Origin of the sequence: Polaribacter gochangensis, from assembly GCF_046224025.1 — a bacterium.
GTDB classification, from domain to species: Bacteria; Bacteroidota; Bacteroidia; order Flavobacteriales; family Flavobacteriaceae; genus Polaribacter; species Polaribacter gochangensis.
Genome location: NZ_JBJXRF010000003.1, coordinates 129,096 through 154,772, shown reverse-complemented (window position 1 = coordinate 154,772; position 25,677 = coordinate 129,096). Strand labels below are relative to the sequence as shown.

Genomic DNA, 25,677 nt, shown 5'->3' with positions numbered 1-25,677 from the left:
TAAAACAGGTATAAACACCTATTTAATTACCATTCAATCGCTTAATACAAAACTCGAAACTTTATGGTTCCATCTACGTTTTTTAATTTCTTAATTAAGGTAGGATTGTATGCTTTATCAACATCTGTCATTAAATAACCAATAGTTTCATCAGTTGATAAATATTGAGCTGTAATATTGCTTTTTGATTTTGCTAAAATCTTATTGACCTCTGCCATTACACCCGGAATATTTTGATGAATATGCAAAAAACGATGTGTGTTTTTAGTTGCTGGTAATTTAATATTCGGAAAATCAATTGCTCCAATTGTGTCTCCAGAATTAATAAAATTTAGAACTCTTTTTGTATCCTTACTTATAGATTTTTTCACTTTAAAAACAACAATTCCTTTTTCTTTACAAACAGTTAAATCGATATTGTTTTTCTCAACACTAAAATCAGCAATTGCTAATAGTTTTTCTGCGAATTGAATCATTTGGTTTGTAATTTCTGTTGATTGAATTCCGACTACATGAACGTTCTTAAGTTTTTCTAAAATGATTTCTTCTGAACTGTCTTTTGAAATCCTTTCTACAGAAAACCCTTCTTCAGAAAACATTTTTTTTACTTCAGTTTCTATATCATCAAACAATAAAATTTGAATTCTGTTTTTAGGATACGAAACACTTCTTGGTAATTTATTTACAAATAAAAACTCATCTAAATTTGGAGCAATAAAATCAGCATTTTCAGTAGTTTTATCTCTCGAAACATTTTCTGTGTAGGCGAAGAATTTATGTGCAATTCCGGCTTCTCTTGTTACATAATCGCTATAACCATCGCCAATAACCTGAATTTCTCCTTTTAAGTTTAAATCGCGTAAACATTGTATTTTTCCGTTGTGCACAGACAACGGATTTTCTCTATCGAAACCAACAATATTTTCTTGGCTATCAAACTCAAACGTATTGGCATAAACTCTTTCAGCAGCAATATTATATTTGGCAACAATCGGAATAATAAACTCTTTAAATCCGGCTGAAATTACATAAATAGAGTTGGCATATTTTTCAAAAAATGCTGTATTTCTTTCTATTGATGGAGAAACTTTCTTGTGTAATTCTTTAATCAATTTTGGTAAATCAGATTTTGTTGCTTGTAATAGTTTAATTCGTTTCTCTAAAGATTCTGTAAACGAAATTTCGCCATCAATTCCCAAATTGGTAATGTCTATAATTTCTTGAATAATTGCTTCTTTATCTGGATTTTTCGCCAAGGTGATTTCTGCTAAAACATCTAATGCTTCTACACTCGTAAGTGTGCTATCAAAATCGAAAACGTAATTTCTGTTCATTCAAATTTAAATTATATAGGCTAAAAATATCCACCAGATTATTGGCAACGATTCTACAAAAAAAGAACTGTAATAGTTAGATTGATTTTCTTTTGCACGCATTAAAAATAATAATGTTACTAAAGAAAATCCTAAGAATATATTTTTTGAAGTGGTTTGTGTAGCAATTAAAAACTCGATAACTAATGCAAAAAGCAACAATACAAATCCGAGTTTTTTGGTGTTTTTAATTCCGATTTTTTTTGGAATTGTTTGTAAAGAAATGGCATCGTATTGTATGTCTCTAATATCAAAAGGTAAAATTAAAACCGCCACAATTAAAAAACGTTGAATTATATATAAAATAACTTTTTCATCCAACACCTTATCAGCATTTAATAATGGTAAAAGCACTGTTGTACCAGCCCAAACCAAGGCAACAATTATTATTTTTAAATAACTGATTGTTCGTAAATTTTTTTGCAATCCGCTTAAAAAAGGAACCGCATATAAAACGGTTAAAAAACCAAACGGAATGAATAAAACAAGGGTTTCTACAGGCAATTGATAGGCAAAAAAGCATAGCAATAAGAAGCACAGCAACGAAAAAACCTGAATTACTTTTAAATCTTTCGTTAAACTTCTATGATGAAATTTGGCAATTCCAAAATACTTTACAAAATTATACCCTGTAATTGTTGCAAAAAAAATGAAATAACTTAAATTTTCATGACCCGCTAGTTCGTAATAGATTTCTGTAACTTTAACAAAAGAAAATACTGCTAAAGCAACATGAATACTTGAGTTTAAATAAAAATCAAAAAGTTTTTTCAGATAAGACATCATACAAAAATAGCATTTATGTTAACAACCCTATGAATTGGTTCATAAAATATTTCTTTTAATTAATTTTGTACCACAAAATATTCTCTAATTTTAATTACTTTTGATACGCAAAATTAAAACTTGCATTCGTACAACATAAAACAACTAAATAATGAACACAAATTCATTTCAAATACGACATATTGGTCCAGACACAGCAGAACAAAAAGAGATGCTAGCTACTATTAAAGCTGATAGTTTAGATCAATTAATTTCTGAAACAATTCCAAATGATATTCGTTTAAAAGATAAATTAGATTTAGATCCTGCAATGAGCGAATATGAATACTTAAGTCATATTCAAGAGTTAGGAGCAAAAAATAAAGTTTTTAAAAGTTATATTGGTTTAGGATATCATGAAGCAATTGTACCAAGTGTAATACAACGTAATATTTTAGAAAACCCAAGTTGGTACACAGCGTATACACCTTATCAAGCAGAAATAGCACAAGGTAGATTAGAAGCATTGTTGAATTTTCAAACAATGATTTGTGATTTAACCGGAATGGAATTGGCAAATGCTTCTTTATTGGATGAAGGGACCGCTGCTGCAGAAGCAATGGCTTTGTTGTTTGATGTTAGAGAAAGAGCTCAGAAAAAAGCAGCTGTAAATAAGTTTTTTGTTTCTGAAGAAATCTTACCACAAACATTATCAATTTTACAAACGCGTTCTACTCCAATCGGAATAGAGTTAGTGGTTGGGAATCATGAAGAATTTGATTTTTCTGATGCCTTTTTCGGAGCAATTTTACAATATCCTGGAAAACACGGACAAGTTTACGACTATTCTGGTTTTGTTGCAAAAGCAAACGAAAACAATATTAAAGTTGCAGTTGCTGCAGATATTTTATCATTAGCAAAGTTAAAAGCACCAGCAGAATTTGGAGCTGATGTAGTTGTTGGAACAACACAACGTTTCGGAATTCCGTTAGGTTATGGTGGTCCACATGCAGGATATTTTGCTACAAAAGAAGCATATAAAAGAAGTATTCCTGGTAGAGTTATTGGAGTTACTAAAGATGTTGATGGCGGACGTGCTTTGCGTATGGCATTGCAAACTCGTGAGCAGCATATTAAAAGAGAAAAAGCAACTTCAAACATTTGTACTGCACAAGTTTTATTAGCTGTTATGGCAGGAATGTATGCTGTTTATCATGGAAAAGACGGAATTCAATATATTGCAGATAGAGTTCACGCTTCTACGGTTACTTTAGCAAATGCTTTATCTGATTTAGGTTTTAAACAAACAAACTCCTCTTTCTTCGATACAATTACTGTAGAAGTCGATGCAAAAAAACTAAAAACAGTTGCAGAAGCAAATAGCATCAACTTTAATTATATTAATGATAATTCGGTTTCAATTTCTGTAAACGAAACTGTTTCTTTAAAAGAAATAAATGCAATTGTTGATTGCTTTAAATTAGCTTTTAATGTTGATAACACTCCAGTTACAGAACTTTCTTCTTCTACAACTATCTCAGAAGATGTACTAAGAAACACTTCTTTTCTAGACCACGAAGTATTTAACACGTATCGTTCAGAAACTGACATGATGCGTTATATTAAAAAATTAGAACGTAAAGATTTAGCCTTAAATCATTCTATGATTTCTTTAGGATCTTGTACAATGAAATTGAACGCTGCTTCAGAAATGTTGCCTTTAAGCAATCCACAATGGGGAAACATTCATCCATTTGTGCCTTTAAATCAAGCTGAAGGTTACCAAACGGTACTGAAAAACTTAGAACATCAATTAAATATTATTACTGGTTTTGCAGGAACTTCTTTACAACCAAATTCTGGTGCACAAGGAGAATTTGCTGGACTAATGACCATTAGAGCTTTTCATCAGTCAAATGGAGAATCACATAGAAACATTTGTTTAATTCCTGCTTCTGCTCACGGTACAAATCCTGCATCAGCAGTGATGGCCGGAATGAAAGTTGTGGTTACTAAAACTGCAGAAAACGGAAATATTGATGTGGAAGATTTACGTGAAAAAGCACTATTACACAAAGATAATTTAGCCGCTTTAATGGTAACGTATCCTTCAACACATGGAGTTTACGAAAAAGAAATTAGAGAAATTACGCAAATTATTCATGATAATGGCGGACAAGTTTATATGGACGGTGCAAATATGAATGCGCAAGTTGGGTTGACAAATCCGGCAACTATTGGCGCAGATGTTTGTCACTTAAATTTACATAAAACATTTGCTATTCCACATGGTGGTGGTGGACCAGGAGTTGGACCAATTTGTGTTGCTCCACAATTAGTTCCGTTTTTACCAACAAATCCGATTATAGAAACAGGTGGAGACAATGCAATTACAGCTATTTCTTCGGCGCCTTGGGGTTCTGCTTTGGTTTGTTTAATTTCTTACGGGTATATTACCATGTTAGGTGTTGATGGATTGACAGATTCTACTAAGAACGCCATCTTAAATGCCAATTACATGAAAGACCGTTTACACGGACATTACGAAACATTGTATACCGGAGAAATGAACAGAGCAGCTCATGAAATGATTTTAGATTGTAGAGATTTTAAAAACAACGGAATTGAAGTTGTTGATATCGCAAAACGTTTAATGGATTATGGTTTCCACGCTCCGACGGTTTCTTTCCCGGTAGCTGGAACAATTATGGTTGAGCCAACAGAATCTGAAAGCAAAGCTGAATTAGATCGTTTTTGTGATGCAATGATTTCTATTAGAAAAGAAATTTCTGAAGCTTCTAAAGACGATGCTAACAATCCGTTGAAAAATGCGCCGCATACACAAGAAATGTTGACTTCGGATGATTGGACGTTGCCTTATACTAGAAAACAGGCTGCTTTTCCTTTAGACTATATTGCTGAAAATAAATTTTGGCCTTCAGTTCGTAGAGTTGATGACGCTTTTGGTGATAGAAACTTAATTTGTTCTTGTAACCCAATTGAAGATTATATGTAGCATACAATGTCTGCAAATAAGTATTTTAAAACCGTTTCATTTATTTGAAACGGTTTTTTGTTATAAAAAATTAACCTAGGCAACTATTTATAAAGTACTTACGTCTTTATATAGAGTTAAATTAATAATCATTCAAAAAAACATTATGAATTCAAATAAAAAAATTGGAAGAATCACTGGAGCGTTATTGCTATTTGTTTTTATTTCAGGTGTTAGTATTTTTCAATTTTTACAAGGAGCTGTACTTTTTTCAGATAATTATATAACTGCTGCTTTTGAAAATGCAACCAAATTAATTAGTTCTGTAGTTCTTGGAATTTTTAGTGGAGCAATATCAATTGTAATTGCTGTAATTTTATTACCTCTTTTTAAAAAACACAACTATAGATTAGCATATTTATATGTTGTTTTTTGCATTTTAAATTTTATCGCGATAATGTTAGACAACAGTAGTGTTTTATCGATGTTGGAGTTTAGCAAAGCATATTTGAATCATGGAGAAGAATCTAGTTCTTTAAAAGTGATGAAAACTCTTCTTTACGAAAAACATTGGTGGACGCATTATTTATATTTACTAATTTCTTGCTTTCCTGTTTTTGTGTTGTATTATACTTTGTTTATTTCTAAGCTGGTTCCAAGGTTCTTTTCTGTTTTCGGAATAGTAGCAGTTCTTATTATGTTTGTGCAAGAACTGTTTTCAATTTACGGAAATAGCATTAGTATGGACATGCTTTTACCAATAGGATTGATTCAACTAATTCTTCCTATATGGTTACTTTTCAAAGGATTTAATTCATTAAAGTTAAAAAAGGCAAGCTAGTAAATAAAAATATATATTTATTAAATATAAAAAAAGCCTCGACAGTGTCGAGGCTTTTTAAAAATATGTTTAAAGTTCTAAGAAATTTATTTCTTGAATTTTGCGTATTTGTTTTTGAATTTATCAATACGTCCTGCAGCATCTATTAATTTAGACTTACCAGTGTAAAACGGGTGAGATGTTCTAGAAATCTCTAATTTAATTAGTGGATATTCTACACCATCAACTTCTAAATTTTCTTTTGTATCAGCAGTAGATTTTGTTAAAAAAACATCTCCGTTAGACATGTCTTTAAAAGCTACCATTCTATAATTCTCTGGGTGTATACCTTTTTTCATCTTACTTTTACTTTTATAATCTTTTTAATATTTTGTTTATAAAAGAGTTAAGCTGGTAAATTCTTACTCTTAGATCTAAATAACAAACATAAGTTATTTGAGGATGCAAATTTAACTATATTTTTAATAATACAAAGAAATAATTTATTTAATTTGTGTAAAATTATTTAAACTATGCGTTTCCCAAAATACATCTCTTTAATAGCATTCTCTTTCATCTTACTATCTTCTTGTAATACTGCTTATAAATTTAAGCTAACCACAACTAAAAAGCTAGTAATCAACCAAGAAGCTACAGCAACTTTAACAGAAGCAAATAACAAACCTATCGATTCTATTCAGTTTTTTGTAAACGGAAAAAGAGTTGCTTCAGAAGGAAACACAATTACATTTAGCACAAAAGAATTGGGTGTTGGGAAATTTGCGGTAACAGCTTTGGCTTTTTATCCTGAGAAAACAAAAAAAATAAACAATTCTATTGAGGTTCTATCCAATGTAGAGCCTTCAATTTACAGTTACAAGCTCATTAATACGTATCCACATGATAAAACTGCATATACACAAGGTTTAGAATTTCACAATGGCTTTTTATATGAAACCACCGGAAAACACGGAAAATCGGTGTTACGTAAAGTAGAACTAAAAACAGGAAAAGTTTTACAAGAAGTGAGCTTAGATGCTAAATATTTTGGCGAAGGAATGACGATTTTTAATGATGAAATATTTTGGCTAACATGGAAAGCTAGAAAAGGTTTTGTGTACGATTTAGAAACGTTTAATCAGAAAAGCGAATTTAGTTATACTTGGAGCAATGAAGGTTGGGGATTAACAAATGACGGAACACATTTGATAAAATCTGACGGGACACATAAAATTTGGTTTTTAGATCCTGCAACACAAAAAGAAATGAAATCGATTCAGGTGTACACAAATAAATACTCGTTAAAAGAACTGAACGAAATTGAATACATCAACGGAAAAATTTATGCAAATAAATGGCAACAAAACTCCATTGTAATTATTGATGCTAAAACCGGAATTGTAGAAGGTGTAGCCAATTTATCTGGATTGAAAAAAGAAATTGAAAAAATACAAACCTTAGCCAATCAAGACGAAGTGTTAAACGGAATTGCTTTCGACAAAGAAACTGGAAGAATTTTTGTTACTGGAAAACATTGGGGAAAACTTTTTGAAATAGAATTAGTAAAGCAATAACAATATCTAAATCAATTAAAAGTTATATTTTAATAGTCTAAAATGTTTGGTCAAGCTTAATCGAAACCAACAAAAAACTTTTGACTCCGCTTAAGGAGACAGTTGTAACTTTATGAGAAAAATTTTCATCTTTTTAATTGGTATTCTTTTAATTTCTGTGAGTTCTTGCAGAAAGGATTTCGGCACAATTCCTAGTTTTGGCAAACTTACTTTCTCTAAAGACACCGTTTTTTTAGACACGGTTTTTACAAATATAGGTTCTAGCACGTATAATCTTAAAATATATAACAAGAGTAACAACGCAATTACAATCCCGTCTATTAGTTTAGAAAACGGCAATGCATCTAATTACAGAATTAGTGTTGATGGAATTGCTGCCAAAAGCTTTCAAAACATCGATATTTTAGCAAAAGACAGTCTCTTTATTTTTGTTGAAACTACGATAGATTATACTTCGGTTTCGAATCCTTTATATACCGATAAAATTATTTTTGATACAGGAAACAATCAGCAAGATGTTGATTTAGTTACTTTAGTTCAAGATGCTATTTTTATATACCCTGGAAAAGATCCTATTTCTATGAAAATTGATTCTTTGTCTTTGGATGGAAAACCAACTACAATTAAAGGACGATTTTTAACCGATGTTGAATTAACTTTCACCAATACAAAACCGTATGTAATTTATGGGTATGCAGCAGTTCCTGCAAATAAAACAGCAACCATAGAAGCTGGCGCAAAGTTGTATTTTCATAGCAATTCAGGAATTATTGTAGATACAAAGGGGAGCTTAAAAGTAAACGGAACCATCAATAATGAAGTTGTTTTTGAAGGCGACAGATTAGAACATCGTTTTAATGATGTTCCTGGTCAATGGGGAACCATATGGATGCGCGCCGGAAGCAAAGAAAACGAAATTAATTACGCCATTATTAAAAACGGAATTATCGGTGTTTTAGTTGATTCTTTAGGCTCAAACACACCAACTTTATCCATAAAAAATTCTCAGATTTACAACAATTCTAATTTCGGAATCTTAGGAAGAGAAACCAATATTAAAGGAGAAAATTTAGTGATTGGAAACACAGGTCAATCTGCATTAGCCTGTACAATTGGAGGAACATACAACTTTACACATTCAACTTTTGCAAATTATTGGGACAACGGAACGCGACAATTACCAGCTGTTTTAGTAAATAATTTTTTTACTTATGTAGATGCAAATAACCAAGAAATTACAGAAACAAGAGATTTACACGCTGCTAATTTTACCAATTGTATTATTGCCGGAAACAACAATATTGAGTTTTTGTTAGATAAGGTTGCTGGAAGTTTATTTAATTATTCTGTGCAAAATAACATGATTCAGTTTAACGATATTGACAATGTTTTTGCAACAAATCCAGAATTAGATTTCAATGACACTACTCATTACCTAAACAACATCATAAACGGAACAGCACATTTTAAAGATGCGTTTACCAATCAATTTAATATTGGTCAAAACAATAGCGGTATCAACAAAGCATTAAACAGTGCTTCACAATTAATTCCGTTAGATATTTTAGGAACTAACAGAACAACTTCTCCTGATATTGGTGCATATCAGCATATTACTTTTCAATAATATTTTAACAACTATCTAATTGTTTTGTAAGGTCAGCATTCTTCTTCGTCAAAATAGGCAGAACGAATTTAAAACCTTAAACATGAAAAAATTATTTTTAGCAATTCTATTAATCAGCATTTCAACAACTTCTTTTGGTCAAGAAAAATTAAAAACGACAAGTGGTCATATTAAATTTTTCTCTACAACTCCAGCAGAAAATATTGAAGCTAACAATTATAAAGCAATTAGCAATTTAACGCCATCAACTGGTGATCTTGTTTTTTCAATTCCAATGCAAAGTTTTGAGTTTGAAAAATCTTTGATGCAGAAACACTACAATTCAAAGAAATTTTTAAACACAAAGAAATTTCCAAAAGCAAAATTTAAAGGAAGCATTACTAATTTATCAGCGATTAATTTCTCTAAAGACGGAACGTATACTGCTGATGTTTCTGGTGATTTAACTATTCATGGAGTCACCAATAAAGTATCAGAAAAAATGATGTTTACTATCAAAAATGGCACCGTTACAGGAACCACTTCTTTTGATATTACACTTGCAGATTATGATGTTGTTTTTACCAAAGGAAAACCATCAAAAAACATTGCAAAAAGTGTAAAAATTACAGCCAATTTAAATTACACAAAATAAATTAAGATGAAATCTAAAATTATTAAAATTGTTTTAGCCATCTTCATAATTGCGATTGCTTATGCTGCCTATTTATGGTTTATGCCACACAGAAACGTACAATCAATTGATGCTTTTAAAACAGTTGATGCTACTGAATTGGTGAATGAGTTTTTAACTGACAAAGAAAAAGCCAACGCACTATATTTAGATAGCGAAGAAGGTGAATCTAAAGTATTGATTGTCACTGGAACCGTTTCTAAAATTTCTAAAGACCAATTAGGTCAATATGTTTTATTACTTAAAAGAGATGACGATAAAATGGGTGTTTCTTGCACGTTTACGTTAGAAAGTAATTCGCAAGTTGCAGAAATTAGCATCGGATCTTTTGTAAAAGTAAAAGGTGTTATCCGTTCAGGAGCAGAATATGATGAAGATTTAGATTTAATAGAAAATGTCATTTTAGAAAAAAGCGCATTGATAAAGTAACCCTATTACCCCCTAAAAAAAGCCATCTGTTTAAAATAGATGGTTTTTTCTTTTAGCAAAACTCTTTACCAACTGGTAAAATTTATTAATTTCTAGTAGTTTTTTTATTTTTTAATTCTTTCAAAAAACCTTTGATTAATAGAAAAGCTAAAAGAGACCAAAGAAATCTATACACCCAAATATGCATTTCAATTCCAAAAACATTTTCTACACCTTTGTCTTTTACAAAACTTACAATAACATCAATTATAATAATTATTGCTAGAATTAAACTCACGTATTTTTTCATAGATTAGTTTTTATAAACTTTTCCATCTTTCATTACAAAAACCACATTTTCCATGGTTTTAATATTTTTTGTTGGATCGTCATTTACAGCAATAATATCGGCAAAAAAACCTTTTTTAATTTGCCCTATTTCAGTTTCCATGTTTAAAATCTTTGCATTTGTTATCGTTGCAGACTGAATTGTTTCCATTGCTGGCATCCCAGCTTCTACCATATAACCAAACTCTTTCCCATTATTTCCATGGTTAAAAACTCCAGCATCTGTTCCGAATGCGATTCCAACTCCTTTCTTATATGCTTTAGCAAATGTTCCTTGAATTTGTGGGCCAACAGCTAATGCTTTAGGAACGACAATTGCTGGGTAAAAACCTTTAATTTTTGCTTTTTCCTCAACTTCTTTACCTGCTGTAATTGTCGGGACTAAAAAAGCATCGTGTTGTATCATTAATTCCATTGTTTTATCACTCATATATGTTCCGTGCTCAATTGTTTTTACACCGCCAATAATTGCTCTACGCATTCCTTCATCTCCGTGCGCATGCGCTGCTACGTGCATTCCGTAATCCTTAGCTGTATCGCAAATTGCTTTAATTTCTTCAATTGTAAATTGCGGATTATCTCCACTTTTAGCAACACTTAAAACACCACCAGTTGCAGTAATTTTAATTACATCTGCACCATTTTTATAACGTTGTCTTACTGCTTTTCTTGCATCAGAAACACTATTTACAACTCCTTCTTTTGGCCCTGGATCTCCAATTAATTTTCTGCTATTTCCATTTGTAGGATCTGCATGTCCACCAGTAGTTGCTAACGATTTTTCTGAAGTAAGAACTCTTGGGCCTTCTATTTTACCAGCATTGATAGCATTTTTAACAGAAACATTAACGCCCGAACCACCTAAATCTCTAACCGTTGTAAAACCAGCATACAAGGTTTTTTTTGCAAAGACCGTAGCATTAAGGGCAATGTCTGCGTCGTTTAAAATATATTTATTCAAACGTGTATTTGCATCAAATTCCATTTCAAGATGAACATGCATATCTATTAAACCGGGCATTACTATTTTGTTTTTTAGATCTATTATTTTTGATGTTCTGTCTTTTGGGTGAATATATCCATTGTGGATGTTGATGATTTTATTTCCTTCTACAACAATTGTTTTTCTGCTTTCTATTTTACCTGATTTTGTATCCACTAATTTTCCGCATAAAATATATGTTTTTTGCGCAGACACAAAAGTTACCGATAATAATAGAATGATAGATAGCACTAATTTTTTCATGATTCTTGTTTTTAGATTTTATAAATGTATTAAAAAATGAGTAGATTGCCTGCTTTAAATCTTAGCTTTCAAAAAGAATACCAAAAAAAATGAAAAACGTTATAATTACTGGAACTAGCAGAGGAATTGGATTGGAATTGGCACAACTTTTTGCAAACGAAAATCATAATGTATTAGCTATTTCTAGAAATACTGAATCGGTCTTAAAATTAAATCATCCAAAAATTACTGCCTTACCGGTTGATATTTCTGATGAAAAAGACCTTCATAAGGTTGTTGATTTTGTTTCATCAACTTGGAAAAATGTTGACATTATTATTCATAATGCAGGAATGTTAGTCAACAAACCATTTGTAGAAATTACTTCTAACGATTTTTTAGAAGTCTATAAAGTTAATGTTTTTGGTGTTGCAGAATTGACAAAAAACATGATTCCATTTTTACAAAAAGGAAGTCATGTTGTTACTATTAGTAGTATTGGCGGAATTCAAGGGAGTTTAAAATTCCCTGGCTTAGCCGCATACAGTTCATCAAAAGGAGCCGTAATTACATTGTCAGAATTGTTAGCCGAAGAATACAAAGAACAAGGAATTTCTTTTAATGTGTTGGCACTTGGAGCAGTACAAACAGAAATGTTAGAAGAAGCTTTCCCAGGTTACAAAGCACCAACAACTGCAAAAGAAATGGCGAGTTATATTTGTAATTTCTCTTTAACTGGAAATCAGTTTTACAACGGAAAAGTATTGCAAGTTTCTAGTACAAATCCATAAAAAACCAGAGTCTCACTTCGAGTGATTTTCTGAAAGAAAATTGTATCGAGAAGCTTTTAATAATGAGTTCTCGATACAAAAATTTTACAAATTTTCACTCGAACTGACAGATAAGACATTTGAAAAATAGTTACCAAACATACATTCCAGAAAAGGCAATTCCGATTGTTCAATATTTAATTGAGCAGCATCATTTTACGTTAAAAATTGTAAATCAACGACTAACAAAACATGGCGATTTTAGAAAAATGCCAAACGGAAGATTTCAAATCACTATTAATAACAGCTTAAATCAATATCAATTTTTATTAACGTTGATTCACGAAATTGCACATCATGTAACCTATCAAAAATTTGGAAGAGTACAGCCACACGGAAAAGAGTGGAAAACTATTTTTCAACATTTAATGTTGCCGTTTTTACAACCAGAAATTTTTCCCAAACACATTTTACCCATTTTAGCCAATTATTTAAAAAACCCGAAAGCAAGTACAGATGCAGACGTTAAATTATCGTTAGCATTTAAAGAATTTAGCAAAGAAACCGGAAAGAATTATATCTTTGAAGTACCTTACGGAAGTTTATTTCGTTTTAAAAATGCGATTTATAAACGAGGAAATAAAAGAAGAACACGATTTGAATGCGTACAAACCAAAAACGGAAAAGTGTATTTATTCAATCAAAATGTAGAAGTTGAGATTTATGAAGAATAACTATTATGCAGTAATTATGGCTGGTGGCGTTGGATCTAGATTCTGGCCAATTAGCACACAAGAATTCCCGAAACAGTTTCATGACATGTTAGGAACGGGAAAGTCTTTGTTGCAACAAACTTTTGATAGAATTCAACATTTAGTTCCTTCTAAAAACATTTTAATTGCAACTAACGCTCGTTATAATGAATTGGTTTTAGAGCAGTTGCCAAACGTGAAGCAACAGCAGATTTTATTAGAACCAGCAATGCGAAATACTGCGCCTTGCATTTTGTGGTCGGCGTTAAAAATTTACCATCAAAATCCAGATGCAGTGCTGTTAATTGCTCCTTCTGATCATTGGATAGAAAATGAAACCGAATTTCTTAGAAATATAGAAACATCCTTTAAAGCGTGTGCTGAGAATGATATTTTAATGACATTGGGAATTCAACCAAATTCGCCAAATACAGGTTATGGATATATTCAGTTTGAAAAAAATAATGCTGAAATTAAAAAAGTAAAACAGTTTACAGAAAAGCCTGATTTAGAAACTGCAACAAAATTTTTAAATAGCGGTGATTATTTGTGGAATGCCGGAATTTTTGTGTGGTCTGCTAAAAGTATTATTGCAGCTTTTGAAAAATATTTACCAGAAATGATGCACTTATTTAATCAAGATTCTCAAATTTGGAATACGGGTTTAGAAGCAAACTTTATCAACAAAAACTACGAAAAAGCAGAAAACATTTCTATAGATTTCGGTATTATGGAACGCGCAAATAATGTGCAGATTTTACCTGTGGAATTTGGCTGGAACGATCTCGGAACTTGGGGTTCTTTGTATCAGAAGTTAGAAAAAGACTCACAAGAAAATGCCGTTGTTGGTGCAGAAACAATTTTTAGAGATGCCAACGGAAATATGGTGAAAACACAATCTGGAAAACGTGTTGTAATACAAGGTTTGCACGATTTTATTGTGGTAGAAAAAGACGAAGTTTTACTTATTTGTCCAAAAAGTGCAGAACAAGATATTAAAGAAATCACCTCCGAAGTAAAAAACACCTTTGGAAAAGATTACATATAAAAGAACTCGGTTGTCTGTTCGAGAGGAGTCGAGAACTAATCATTAACTAACTTTTAATTACATCTCCGCTCCGCTCGGTATGATATCTTAGCATTACTTTTTTTAAAAAATTTACTTTTCTCGTTTTATAAATAAGGTATCGAGTTTCATTTCGGTTTGCATCCACTTTCTTAACTCCAATTCTTTTAGATTTATAATACTATCTTTTATACTTGTATTCCATTTAACAATTGCCAACGGAATTGTATCAATTTTGATAAAATCACTAGAAGAAAGCACTTTAGAAAAACCTATTTTTTCGATATCTAAATAACGTATTTTAGCTTCTTTGGCAATTCTACTAAATGCAATTGCTTTTTCATTATTTAATGCTGCTTTTTGTTCTATATTTTGATTTAAAATAGAAATAGTGCTTTTTAAACCTTCAATCTCTACTCTAAGTCCATCAATAATTTTCTTACTATCTTCTAATTCTTGTCTTTTCTCTTTATACGCAGTCGTAATCAACTCAAAACTTTTCGTATCACTTCCTTTAATACTTAGCTGAAATTCTTTTAAATTTCTATAATTATTATTGCTCAACAATTGATTTGTTAAGGCATTTTTTGTTGCATCATCAACCTCATTAAAGAAATTTAATTTTATTTCTTTTTTATCTAAATCTCTTTCATATTCGATCAGCTGTAAATATTGATTTGATTTCACTTCATTTTTAATAAATGCTGATATTTCATTATTCATTTTACTTTCTTCATATACTGTAACAAAAGTAAAAACTGCAGGAATCATTACAACAATCGCTAACACAGAAGCCAATTGCGCAGTACGTTTTCTTTTTGCGGAATTCACATATTTAAGCATTGGAAAGCTCAACAGTTTTAAAACTAAAAATGTTGCCAATGCAATAAAAATTGTATTGATGGTGAACAAATACATTGCGCCAAAAAAGTAACTCCAATTTCCTTGCGCCAATCCATAACCAGCAGTACACAAAGGCGGCATCAAGGCCGTTGCAATTGCAACTCCAAAAATTACTGATGCTACAGTTCCTTTTTTTGTTCTGGCAACCATTAATGCTAATCCACCAAAAAAGGCAATTAACACATCTCTAATATCTGGACGAACACGTCCTAATAGTTCTGAATTATCTTCACTCAATGGAAAAATATAAAAGAATAAAAAAGCCGTAATTAAACTCAGCACAATCATGGTTGCCAAGTTGATTAGTGATTTTTTTAAAGTATCAATATCGTTGATGGCAATTGACATTCCAATACCTAAAATTGGTCCCATCAATGGAGAAATTAACATGGCTCCAATTACAACAGCAGTGGAATTTGCATTTAATCCGATGGATGCTACAAAGACTGCAAAGATTAAAATCCAAGCAGTTGCGCCTTTAAACGGAATATCAATTTTTATTGCTTCAATTGTGGCTTGATGATCTGTATCTTGGCGAAAATCTAATAATTCTATTAGAAATTTTTTGACACCTTTAAACAAACCTTTTGCATCTTTTTGAATGTCTTGTTTTGCTTGCTCTACAGCTTCGTCTTGATTCGTATTTTCTTCCATCTATAATATTGTTTTAAAAACATTGGAAATATACAAAAAGAAAATCTTTAATCAATTATTTACTTATTTCGATCTTATCAATTTCTAATCGAAAGTTTTCTGCTTTTTTATTTCCAATTAAAAATGCTATTTCTTGAAGTTGTTTTCCTTGGTACGTTTCCTCTCCTAACTTTCGCCCTCTAAACACAGGATACATTTCAGAAAATGGAATTTCAATCGTTTGCCAACTCGAAGTTGTTTGAAAAATTGAAATGTATGAGTGAGAATCATTTCTACTATTTTTTACTCTAAACTGATAGGCTTTTTCATCGCCTTTTACAGTAATTATAAATTTTGAATATTTTTCTATATTTTCTTTATTTAGACGATATCTAACCGAAGAAAAACCACCATTATTTTCTGTCGAAATAGCTCCAAAAAACTGTCCGTGACCATTTTTATTTACTTGAAAATCTCCGTACGAACTTCCTCCCATAACCACATCATCTAAAATTACCCATTCAGAACTGTTACTTTGCTGGTTGAAATCAAAAATTAATTCATTTGTAATCATTATCGTAACTATTAAAATATGAATTTGATATAACATTCTTATAAATTAAAAATCTACTATAAATCCGAATCCAGGCAACACATTTCCGCTTGTACTATCTACTTCTTCTAAAACATATCTAGAAGAATCGTTTGCGTTAATTACTTTATTTCCGTTTGCATCTAAAGTTGGCAATAAAAATGATTGTCCGTTAGATTTACTTGCCAACACATTCTGTACATCCACATAAAAATTCAATGAAAATTTGCTCCAAAACCACGTTTTATCAATTCGTAAATCAAGCTGAGAATAGGTTCCAAAACGTTCAGAATTTAATGAAGTATAATTTAAAATCCCTCTATTTTCAACATCATAATTTGCAATGATGGACGAAGCGTTTAAATCATAAGGCGTATAAGGTTTTCCGCCGACTAATCTAAATTTTGATCCGATTTCCCAATTATTATTTAGCTTCTTTCCCGCTGTAACAGTTAATAAATGCTTGTTGTCCCAAGAAGACGGAATGTATTGATTTAATTGATTCTGAAATTCACTTCTTATAAACGTGTATGATAAAATTCCATACAAACCTTCATACGATTTCTTTTGAGCAAAAATCTCAAAACCATAAGCTTTTCCTTTTGATGTAGAAGTAACTTCTTCGCTACCAACAACACCAAAATCTGCTCCTAAATTTGCCAAACTAATTTGATTTTTCACTGAAAAGGGGTAATTAGAATACGCCTTATAAAAACCTTCTAAGGTAATTTTTGAGCTAGCATCTGGTTTAAATTCTAACCCAGAAACAAAGTGATCTGATTGAATGTATTTTAAATGTTGTTGATTTACCAACACGTTTGCATTATTTCTAAAACCTAATGAAGTATATGTTGGCAATTGATAATACCTACCAACAGAAGAGTTGATTGACCATTTATCATTTAAGGCAAATGTTGCTGAAATTCTTGGAGAAAACTGATTCAAAACATTCTTCATTGAAGTGTTGTAATTGTTACCGTCTAATCTAAAACCTAAAGAAATCCCTAATTTAGAATTCAAGTAATTTTTTGATACTTGACCAAAAATACCATATTTAAATAGGTCTAATTCTGATGAAAAATTTTGTGTAGCTGTTCCTTGCGAATTTGCATCTTTTTGAAACGTTGTATTCGAATACTTTGCCTGTTCTAAACCAACTCCATAATTAATACTAAAATTATTTAAGTTGGTGTTATTTTCAAATCTAAATTTATTTTCAATTTCTTTTGATGTATAATCTAACAATAAATCGTTTACATTTCCAGTATTATTAAAGTACTTGGTAGAATTATTATTCCAAACACTTCTACTTAAAACGTATTGTTGATTAGAATTTTCTCCAAAGTGCTTATATCTTGTTCCAACGGTATAATTCCATTGTTCTTGAACCGGAATATTGCTTAAAATATATCTATTCCTTTTAATCGTTTCTTCGTCTGTAACGCCGTCATTTACACTTTCATTCAATTCAAAATTATCTATTGCTCCTAAACCAATAAAAGATATTTCATCATTATTCTCTAATTTCGTTTTTAGGTTAATTTGAAAGTCGTTATACGTTGGCAAAAAAGGTAGTTTTATCAATTTGAATAAATATTGCAAATACGATTGTCTAACTGAAGCAATAAATGTTGTGTTTTTTCCAATTGGGCCGTCTAAAGTAATTCCTGCATCAGAAGTTCCTAAAGTTGCTCTGGTATTTAAAGAGTTTGGATTTCCCGTTTTTTGAGTGAATTCTATTACAGAACTCAATGCATTTCCTCTATTTGCTGGAAAAGCGCTTGAATAAAAATCTACTTTTCTAATTAAATCTGCATTGATAATTCCAACTGGTCCGCCAGAAGCACCTTGTGTTTGAAAATGATTGATTACTGGAATTTCGATTCCGTCTACATAAAATTTATTTTCTGATGTTGCTCCACCTCTAATAATAATATCGTTTCTAAAACCAGGGTTAGATGCCACTCCAGGCAAAGATTGTATTACTTTTAACACATCTCTATTTCCTCCAGGATTTTTTTCCATTTCTACAACACCAAGCGTTTGTAGAGACAGCGGACTTATAAGAGATTTTTTAAACAATTTGCTTCTAATAACAACCTCATCTAATGTGGATGCTTTTTCAAAAAGTTCAATAGTTACAAACGGAACCTTATCTTTTGTAACCAAATAATCTTCTGTTATAACAGTTTCATATCCGATATAAGAAGCTTGTAATTTAAAATATCCTAAAGCTGTATTAGTAATCGTAAAATTTCCGCTTTCGTCAGTAATTTCCCCTTTTTGTGTATTTAATATTAGAATAGAAACAAAAGGCAATTCCTCTCTTGTTTTACCATCAATAACTTTCCCTTTGATGGTCCCTTGAGAAAATAACTGGAATGAAGAGACTATCAATAGCGCAAATAAAACTGCTTTTTTCATTTTGTTTAATTTTATTCTTTTTTTGTTAAACAAAAATACATTAAATAGTTGACATAAAAAAAGCAGTTTACAAAAAGTAAACTGCTTTTTAAGGTTGTGGTGAGAGCAGGATTCGAACCTGCGAAGACGTAGTCAGCGGATTTACAGTCCGCCCTCGTTGGCCGCTTGAGTATCTCACCAAAATTTTCAAATAAAAAGCTTCTCGAAATGAGAAGCTTTTTGTGACCGGGCTGGGGCTCGAACCCAGGACCCTCTCCTTAAAAGGGAGATGCTCTACCAACTGAGCTACCAGGTCATTTTTCTTTTGTCTTAGCGGGTGCAAATATAGTAGCAATATCTAAATAAACAAATGTTTTTTTTAATTTGTTTCATTTAAATATGCCTGACGTACTTTCTTGAATAAATTGGAACTATACACAAAATTTACAACTGCTTCATTGTCAGTTTTAAAGATTTCATTATTGCTCCCTTCCCATGCTTTTTTTCCGTTTTTAAGAAAGAGTATTTTTTCTCCAATTTCCATCACAGAATTCATGTCATGTGTATTAATTACGGTTGTAATTTGATATTCTTCTGTAATTTCTTTGATTAAATTATCAATAATAGTTGCTGTTTGCGGATCTAATCCTGAATTGGGTTCATCACAAAATAAATATTTAGGATTCATAACGATTGCTCTAGCAATGGCAACTCTTTTTTGCATTCCGCCAGAAAGTTCTGCAATATATTTTTTATTAGAACCAACTAAATCGACTCTTTTTAAGACAAAATTTGCACGTTCTAACATTTCTTTGTCTGATTTTTTGGTAAACATTTTTAAAGGAAACATGACGTTTTCTTCTACCGTTTGAGAATCGAACAATGCACTTCCTTGAAAAACCATTCCAATTTCTTGACGTAATTGCCGTCTTTCATCAGAATCCATTTCAGTATTTACACGTCCATCAAAAACAATAGTTCCTTTTTCTGGAGTATGTAAACCTATTAACGATTTTAAAAAAACTGTTTTTCCCGAACCACTTTGACCAATAATCAAATTGGTTTTTCCTGGTTCAAAAGTGGTTGAGATTCCTTTTAAAATCTCTACACCATTAAATCCTTTATGTAAATTATTTACTTCTATCATTTATGTTAATAGCATTTGAGTTAATAAATAATTACAGATAACTATTAAAACGGTTGTCCAAACTACAGATCTAGTACTTGCTTTTCCTACTTCTAAAGAACCTCCTTTTACATAATATCCTTGATAAGAAGGAACTGTAGCAATGATAAATGCAAAAATTAAAGTTTTTATAATTGAATACTGTATTAAATACGGATCAAAATCTGTTTGCAACCCCTCAATATAATCAACTCCAGAAAACAACCCTGTTAATGTACCAGCAAGCCAACCTCCAAAAATTCCTAAAATCATTCCAAGAATAATTAAAAAAGGATAAAAGAAAACGGTTGCTATAATTTTTGGCAACACCAAATAATTTAAAGAATTAATTCCCATAACCTCCAAAGCATCAATTTGCTCTGTAACTCTCATTGTACCAATACTTGACGTAATATAAGAACCTACTTTACCTGCCAAAATAATAGAACAAAATGTAGGTGCAAATTCTAAAATGATAGATCTTTTTGCAGCAAATCCTATTAAAGATTTTGGGATTAATGGATTGTTTAAGTTTAATGCCGTCTGCAAAGCGATAACTCCACCAATAAAAAAAGAGATAAATGCAATAATTCCTATAGATTTTGTGCCAAGTTCTTCTATTTCTCTTGATAATGCTTCTCTAAAAACACGAGTTCTTTGAGGTTTTCTAAAAACCTGTTTAAGCATCATAAAATACTTACCAATATGTTCTAGATAATTCATGTATTCAGTTTCTTTCTGCTAAAGTATTAAATTATCATTAACAGTCCTTAAAATTGTCCTATTCTTAATTAAAATATTTATTTTTGATTTCAAAATCTATTTCAATGAAAAATTTAATCGCATTCATTTTTTTATCATTATTGACTTTTACAAGTTCTAAAACAGAAAACACACCCACAAAAAAACCAAAATTAGTCATTGGAATTGTTATTGACCAAATGCGTTACGATTATTTAACGCGATTTGCAGATAAATATGGTGAAGATGGGTTTAAAAGAATCATAAATAATGGCTTTTCTTTAGAGAATGCACATTACAATTATATTCCGACCTATACTGCAGTTGGACATGCATCTGTTTATACCGGAACAACTCCAGAAAATCACGGAATTATTGGAAATAACTGGTACGATAAATACGAGAAAAAATATATTTACTGTGTAAACGACAGTAATTATTCTACTGTTGGAGTTGCCTCTAGTGGCGGAAAAAAATCTCCGTATAGAATGCAAACTACAACAATAACAGACCAATTACGATTGGCGCAAAATATGCAAGGAAAAACAATTAGCATTGCTATTAAAGATAGATCTGCGGTGTTGCCTGGCGGACATACTGCAAACGGTGCGTACTGGTTAGAAGGAAACAAGGAAGGGAAATGGATTACCAGTTCTTATTATATGAAAGAATTACCCAAATGGGTAAAAGAGTTCAATAACTCTGGTAAAATTGAAGCTTACATGTCTAAACCTTGGAATACCTTATATGACATTAACACATACACAGAAAGTTTAGCAGATGACAATCCGTTTGAGGGGAAGTTTAAAGGAAAAGAAAAACCCGTTTTTCCATATGATATTCCTGCTTTAAAAGAGAAAAATGGAAATTACAGCATGATAAAAGCAATTCCTGCTGGAAACTCATTTACTACCGATTTTGTAAAAGCTGCAATTGTTGGAGAAAAATTAGGAAAATCTAATTATACAGATTTTTTAGCGATTAGTTATTCTACTCCAGATTATGTTGGTCATCAATTTGGTGTTGCTTCAAAAGAAGTACAAGACACTTATTTACGATTAGATAGAGATTTAGCAAGCTTATTTACTTATCTAGACACTGAGGTAGGTAAAGGAAATTATACCTTATTTTTAACTGCAGATCATGCTGCTGTGCAAGTGCCTTCGTATTTACAATCAGAAAAAATTCCGGCACATTATATCAGTTCTAAAAAACTAAGAGAATATATAAACGGAATTACTTTAAAACATTTTAAATCTGATAAACTGGTAGAAAACATCTCAAACTTTCAACTATTTTTAAATAAAGAAAAGATAGCAGCATTAAAATTAGATGTACATACCGTTGCTCAAAAAATTGCTGATGAAATTATCAATTTTGATAACATATACAAAGCTGTAACTGCAAGAACAATGCAAACAACGCATTTTACAGACGGTATTTTGCAGAAATTACAAAAGGGATACAATCAAAAATTTTCTGGTGATGTGCTTTTAATTCCGTTGCCATCAACGTTAATTGGAGCTTCTAAAACCGGAACTTCACATGGTTCTGGATACAGCTACGATACGCACGTACCAATTATTTTTTACGGAAACGGAATTAAACAAGGCGTTTCTAAAAAAGCACATACTGTTACAGATATTGCTCCAACTTTTGCCAACTTATTACAAATAGAATTTCCGAATGGGACTACCGGAGAGATTGTTGAAGGTGCATTGAAGTAAAAAAATTAATCAAATAGAAAAACCTCACAATACTGAAACAAATTCAGCATAAATTGTGAGGTTTTTATTTATTGATTCTAAAGATTATATTCAATTTCTAATTTACCTTCAGTTGCTTTATATGGGTCAAATTCAATAATAACATTTAAGCCTCCGTAATAATCGACTCTAACAATTGTGTCAATTTCGCCAACTAATCCATTTCCAAAATAAGGTTGTATTCTAATTGTATCATTAACAAACCCATTGATTTTAAAAAATGACCCAAAATAAGATTTTCCTTCAATTGGTTTTAAAGTATCAATTCTCTTTTTAGAAAAATCTGTAACTGTGAATTTTACTCTGTCTTGTTTATCACAAGAAGTAATCAATACTATTGCGAAAATAAATATCAGTTTTTTCATAATTATTTAATGCTTAAACTGAGATCTCGCTTGGTGTTTTTTAATTGCTTTTCTAGATAATAGAATTCCGATTACCAAAGAAACAAAAGCACCAATAGAAATACCAGGAATAAAGTTGATAAACAAAAAGAAATCATACGCTCCGTGAAAGATTGTTGCTGTGCATAACCCTGTTAAGTTCAATCTAATTGTATCTTTTTTGGTTGCAGCAAATTTTGCTTTCCCCATAAAATACCCCATTAAAATTCCGAATGTTGCATGCGCAGGAACTGCTGTAAAAGCGCGTACAATTCCGTTTGCCATTCCAAATTGAAATACATACATAATGTTTTCTAAGGCCGCAAAACCCATAGAAACCATTACTGCATAGACAATTCCGTCAAAAGGCTCATCGAATTCTTTATTGCGTTGTGCATAATATCTAACAATAATATATTTAGAAAATTCTTCTACCAACGCTACTACAACAAATGCTTTTAAGAATTGCTGACCAACACTTAACGGATCTGCAGTTGGAAAAATCATTTTAAGAATTAATCCAATAATTAATGTGATAATGATGCTTGCTGATGCTCCTAAACCAAAATTTTTAAGCACAAATTTTATCGGTTCTCTTTCATATTTATCTTTAATATAAATATACATCATAATTACAATGGCTGGCGCTAACGCCAATGCTAATAAAGTCATAAACTTACTCTTTTGGTAAAAAAACCTCTGCCATCATACAACGTGCACTTCCTCCACCACAAGTTTCTATAGTTTCTAAAGAACTATGAATAACCGAGTTGAATTTCTCTATTTTCTGCAATTGTTCTTTTCTTAACGAGTGATAAGCCGACGAGCTCATTACTAAAAAACGTTGCTCATTTGTACCTTTAACTTGTAACATATTACCTGCAAAAGCATTTACTTGTTGCTCGGTAATATCAATGATTTCTTTTCCGTTTTCTTTTAAATGTTTGATGACATTTTTGCGCTCTTTTTTATCATCGATAGAAGCCAAACAAATAATTGCAAATTGTTCTGCAACACACATCATAACATTGGTATGATAAATGGCTTCTCTTTGATTATTTACTGTTTGATTTGAGGTAAAAACAACTGGAGTAAATTCAAAGTCTTCACAAAATTCGATAAACAATTCTTCGTCTGCTCTTGGCGATAATGCGCAATATGCTTTTTGGTTTTCTCTGTCTAAAATCATACTTCCAGTTCCTTCTAAAAAAACAGTTTCTTCTTCGGCTTCGGTATAATCAACAATGTTTTTTATTACAAACCCTTTAGATTCTAACATTTCTAAAACATCTTCTCTACGTTCTAATCTTCTGTTTTCTGCAAACATTGGATACAAGCCAACATCTCCATTTTCGTGAAAAGAAATCCAGTTATTTGGAAAAATTGAATCTGGTGTACTTGGAGTTTCTGTATCATGTATGACAACAACTTCTACTCCGTTTTCCTGTAATTTAATTACAAAGTCATCAAATTCTTTTTGCGCTTTTGCATTTATTGTAGCTGGTAAAGTATCTGTTAATTCTTGTTGATAATAATTATTTACCGCCGTTTGTTCGTTCATTCGAAAACCAACTGGGCGAACCATTAAAATTGTATTTGTTGTTTGTTGCATTACTTAAATTTATCAAAAGGTGAAATTAAAGTATTTTTTATTGATTTTTAATACTAACTCAAATAAAAAAAGCGAACTTTTCAGCTCGCTTTTTAGTTATTTTATAATTTTCTAAAGTGACTTTTTAATCGTTTTGGTAATGTCATCCAAAATTTCGAATGCGGTTTCTGCCATTACATTCCCTTTTAAATCTAACAACGGATTAACTTCAACAAACTCTACACAAACTACCTTTTTAGTTTCAATAATTCGATTCATGATTTGTGTAACTTCTTGCTGATCAAAGCCTTTTGAAACCGGAGTTCCTGTTCCGTAAGAAATCATATCACAATCCATAGAATCTACATCAAAAGAGATATAAATCACATCGCAATTAGACAGTTTTTCTAGAGCTTCATTTACACATTTTTCTAAACCTCTAAATCGAATTTCAGAAACAGTATAATTTTTTATTCTAAGGTTTCTAATTTGCTTTTCCTCTGGATCTTCAGTGTCCCTAACTCCAAAATACACCACATTTTCTGCAGTAACTTTAGGTCCAAGAATTCCAATATTTTTCATTCGCTCCCACAAATCAGATGTTTGTCTTGTAACTTCATTTATTTTGAAATCAAGATTGTCTTCTGATAGAGCAGCTGCCAGAGGCATTCCATGAATATTACCAGACGGAGATGTATAGGGCGAATGAATATCAGCATGTGCATCAATCCAAACTACTCCAACAGTTTCTTTTGGAAAAGCCGCTTTTACTCCGCTAATTGTTCCTAATGCAGAAGAATGATCTCCAGACAATACAATAGGAAATGATTTTTCTTGCAAGGTAACTTTTACATGATTGCTTAACCGCGTACATTGTAACAAAACACTATCTATTCTTTTCGCAAAAGAATTCTTTACTTTATTGTAAATAGATTCGTTAGCTGTAGATACATCGGTAAATTCAAACTGGTCAAAATAATTGTTATTTCTATTTATTGCTGCAATTTCTATTGCATCAATTCCCAAATCAGAACCACGTGTTCCGGCTCCAATATCAGATCTATTTTTAATTATTTTGATTGAATTTAACATATTATAAATATA

At 31.2% G+C, this 25,677-nt stretch carries 24 protein-coding genes and 2 tRNA genes; 10 read left to right on the top strand and 16 right to left on the bottom strand.

Annotation, left to right across the window (positions count from 1 at the left end):
* Window positions 1–41: 41 nt before the first annotated feature.
* Together ACEWL1_RS10055 and ACEWL1_RS10050 are read right to left on the bottom strand one after the other, a co-directional pair.
* The gene (locus ACEWL1_RS10055) at window positions 42–1,334 is read right to left on the bottom strand and encodes a haloacid dehalogenase-like hydrolase (RefSeq protein WP_409233175.1); all 1,293 of its coding nucleotides are present in this window, start codon (window positions 1,332–1,334) and stop codon (window positions 42–44) included.
* A 6-nt stretch (window positions 1,335–1,340) separates the two neighbouring features.
* Window positions 1,341–2,156, bottom strand: a complete 816-nt coding sequence (locus ACEWL1_RS10050; protein WP_409233174.1) for a UbiA prenyltransferase family protein — start codon at window positions 2,154–2,156, stop codon at window positions 1,341–1,343.
* A 154-nt stretch (window positions 2,157–2,310) separates the two neighbouring features.
* Between ACEWL1_RS10050 and gcvP the strand changes: the two genes are divergently transcribed.
* Entirely contained in the window at window positions 2,311–5,154 is a 2,844-nt protein-coding gene (gene gcvP, locus ACEWL1_RS10045; RefSeq protein WP_409233173.1) for an aminomethyl-transferring glycine dehydrogenase, read from the top strand.
* Window positions 5,155–5,299: 145 nt separating this feature from the next.
* The gene (locus tag ACEWL1_RS10040; RefSeq protein ID WP_409233172.1) at window positions 5,300–5,974 is read left to right on the top strand and encodes a DUF4386 domain-containing protein; all 675 of its coding nucleotides are present in this window, start codon (window positions 5,300–5,302) and stop codon (window positions 5,972–5,974) included.
* An 86-nt stretch (window positions 5,975–6,060) separates the two neighbouring features.
* On the opposite strand, the gene ACEWL1_RS10035 is transcribed toward ACEWL1_RS10040, so the two are convergent.
* Window positions 6,061–6,312, bottom strand: a complete 252-nt coding sequence (locus ACEWL1_RS10035) for a type B 50S ribosomal protein L31 (protein ID WP_409233171.1) — start codon at window positions 6,310–6,312, stop codon at window positions 6,061–6,063.
* Between the two features lie 174 nt (window positions 6,313–6,486).
* Here ACEWL1_RS10035 and ACEWL1_RS10030 point away from each other — a divergent pair, with 174 nt between their 5' ends.
* The 4 genes from ACEWL1_RS10030 (at window position 6,487) to ACEWL1_RS10015 (ending at window position 10,256) form a co-directional block, all read left to right on the top strand.
* Complete coding sequence (locus ACEWL1_RS10030) at window positions 6,487–7,527, top strand: glutaminyl-peptide cyclotransferase (protein WP_409233170.1); 1,041 nt, start codon at window positions 6,487–6,489, stop codon at window positions 7,525–7,527.
* A gap of 112 nt (window positions 7,528–7,639) precedes the next feature.
* Complete coding sequence (locus tag ACEWL1_RS10025) at window positions 7,640–9,154, top strand: hypothetical protein (RefSeq protein WP_409233169.1); 1,515 nt, start codon at window positions 7,640–7,642, stop codon at window positions 9,152–9,154.
* Window positions 9,155–9,236: 82 nt separating this feature from the next.
* Window positions 9,237–9,788, top strand: coding sequence for a YceI family protein (locus ACEWL1_RS10020; protein ID WP_409233168.1), 552 nt, complete (start codon window positions 9,237–9,239; stop codon window positions 9,786–9,788).
* 6 nt (window positions 9,789–9,794) lie between these two features.
* Window positions 9,795–10,256 carry an OB-fold protein gene (locus tag ACEWL1_RS10015; RefSeq protein WP_409233167.1) on the top strand — a complete coding sequence of 154 codons (462 nt, stop codon included), beginning with the start codon at window positions 9,795–9,797 and terminating at the stop codon, window positions 10,254–10,256.
* An 85-nt stretch (window positions 10,257–10,341) separates the two neighbouring features.
* Here ACEWL1_RS10015 and ACEWL1_RS10010 read toward each other — a convergent pair whose 3' ends face one another.
* Together ACEWL1_RS10010 and ACEWL1_RS10005 are read right to left on the bottom strand one after the other, a co-directional pair.
* Window positions 10,342–10,545, bottom strand: coding sequence for a hypothetical protein (locus tag ACEWL1_RS10010; protein WP_409233166.1), 204 nt, complete (start codon window positions 10,543–10,545; stop codon window positions 10,342–10,344).
* A gap of 3 nt (window positions 10,546–10,548) precedes the next feature.
* Window positions 10,549–11,829: a metal-dependent hydrolase family protein gene (locus tag ACEWL1_RS10005; RefSeq protein WP_409233165.1), complete on the bottom strand. Its 1,281-nt coding sequence runs from the start codon at window positions 11,827–11,829 to the stop codon at window positions 10,549–10,551.
* An 89-nt stretch (window positions 11,830–11,918) separates the two neighbouring features.
* Here ACEWL1_RS10005 and ACEWL1_RS10000 point away from each other — a divergent pair, with 89 nt between their 5' ends.
* The 3 genes from ACEWL1_RS10000 to ACEWL1_RS09990 all read left to right on the top strand — a co-directional run bounded on the left by ACEWL1_RS10000 (window position 11,919) and on the right by ACEWL1_RS09990 (window position 14,378).
* Window positions 11,919–12,599: an SDR family NAD(P)-dependent oxidoreductase gene (locus tag ACEWL1_RS10000; RefSeq protein WP_409233164.1), complete on the top strand. Its 681-nt coding sequence runs from the start codon at window positions 11,919–11,921 to the stop codon at window positions 12,597–12,599.
* Window positions 12,600–12,718: 119 nt separating this feature from the next.
* Window positions 12,719–13,312, top strand: a complete 594-nt coding sequence (locus ACEWL1_RS09995) for a SprT-like domain-containing protein (protein WP_409233163.1) — start codon at window positions 12,719–12,721, stop codon at window positions 13,310–13,312.
* A complete protein-coding gene (locus ACEWL1_RS09990) occupies window positions 13,302–14,378 on the top strand; it encodes a mannose-1-phosphate guanylyltransferase (RefSeq protein ID WP_409233162.1) in 1,077 nt (358 codons plus the stop codon). Before ACEWL1_RS09995 ends, ACEWL1_RS09990 begins: the two co-directional genes overlap by 11 nt.
* 111 nt (window positions 14,379–14,489) lie before the next feature.
* On the opposite strand, the gene ACEWL1_RS09985 is transcribed toward ACEWL1_RS09990, so the two are convergent.
* The 7 genes from ACEWL1_RS09985 to ACEWL1_RS09955 all read right to left on the bottom strand — a co-directional run bounded on the left by ACEWL1_RS09985 (window position 14,490) and on the right by ACEWL1_RS09955 (window position 20,815).
* Window positions 14,490–15,953 (bottom strand): DUF389 domain-containing protein, encoded by a 1,464-nt coding sequence (locus tag ACEWL1_RS09985; protein WP_409233161.1) that lies wholly within the window; start codon window positions 15,951–15,953, stop codon window positions 14,490–14,492.
* 55 nt (window positions 15,954–16,008) lie between these two features.
* Entirely contained in the window at window positions 16,009–16,542 is a 534-nt protein-coding gene (locus ACEWL1_RS09980) for a CIA30 family protein (RefSeq protein ID WP_409233160.1), read from the bottom strand.
* A gap of 9 nt (window positions 16,543–16,551) precedes the next feature.
* Complete coding sequence (locus ACEWL1_RS09975) at window positions 16,552–18,948, bottom strand: TonB-dependent receptor (protein ID WP_409233159.1); 2,397 nt, start codon at window positions 18,946–18,948, stop codon at window positions 16,552–16,554.
* Between the two features lie 97 nt (window positions 18,949–19,045).
* A tRNA-Tyr gene (locus ACEWL1_RS09970) sits at window positions 19,046–19,127 on the bottom strand.
* 43 nt (window positions 19,128–19,170) lie between these two features.
* A tRNA-Lys gene (locus ACEWL1_RS09965) sits at window positions 19,171–19,243 on the bottom strand.
* A gap of 63 nt (window positions 19,244–19,306) precedes the next feature.
* On the bottom strand, window positions 19,307–20,074 hold the full coding sequence (locus ACEWL1_RS09960; protein WP_409233158.1) for an ABC transporter ATP-binding protein: 768 nt from the start codon (window positions 20,072–20,074) through the stop codon (window positions 19,307–19,309).
* A complete protein-coding gene (locus ACEWL1_RS09955) occupies window positions 20,075–20,815 on the bottom strand; it encodes an MlaE family ABC transporter permease (RefSeq protein ID WP_409233157.1) in 741 nt (246 codons plus the stop codon).
* A gap of 104 nt (window positions 20,816–20,919) precedes the next feature.
* On the opposite strand from ACEWL1_RS09955, the gene pafA reads away from it, so the two are divergent.
* Entirely contained in the window at window positions 20,920–22,560 is a 1,641-nt protein-coding gene (pafA, locus tag ACEWL1_RS09950) for an alkaline phosphatase PafA (protein WP_409233156.1), read from the top strand.
* A gap of 77 nt (window positions 22,561–22,637) precedes the next feature.
* Here the strand turns inward: pafA and ACEWL1_RS09945 are convergent, their stop codons facing one another.
* From ACEWL1_RS09945 to rocF, 4 genes are all read right to left on the bottom strand, one after another.
* On the bottom strand, window positions 22,638–22,964 hold the full coding sequence (locus ACEWL1_RS09945) for a hypothetical protein (protein ID WP_409233155.1): 327 nt from the start codon (window positions 22,962–22,964) through the stop codon (window positions 22,638–22,640).
* A gap of 6 nt (window positions 22,965–22,970) precedes the next feature.
* Window positions 22,971–23,654 (bottom strand): PrsW family intramembrane metalloprotease, encoded by a 684-nt coding sequence (locus ACEWL1_RS09940; RefSeq protein WP_409233154.1) that lies wholly within the window; start codon window positions 23,652–23,654, stop codon window positions 22,971–22,973.
* Between the two features lie 4 nt (window positions 23,655–23,658).
* Complete coding sequence (ctlX, locus tag ACEWL1_RS09935; RefSeq protein WP_409233153.1) at window positions 23,659–24,594, bottom strand: citrulline utilization hydrolase CtlX; 936 nt, start codon at window positions 24,592–24,594, stop codon at window positions 23,659–23,661.
* Window positions 24,595–24,705: 111 nt separating this feature from the next.
* Window positions 24,706–25,665: an arginase gene (gene rocF, locus ACEWL1_RS09930; RefSeq protein ID WP_409233152.1), complete on the bottom strand. Its 960-nt coding sequence runs from the start codon at window positions 25,663–25,665 to the stop codon at window positions 24,706–24,708.
* Between the last annotated feature and the right edge of the window lie 12 nt (window positions 25,666–25,677).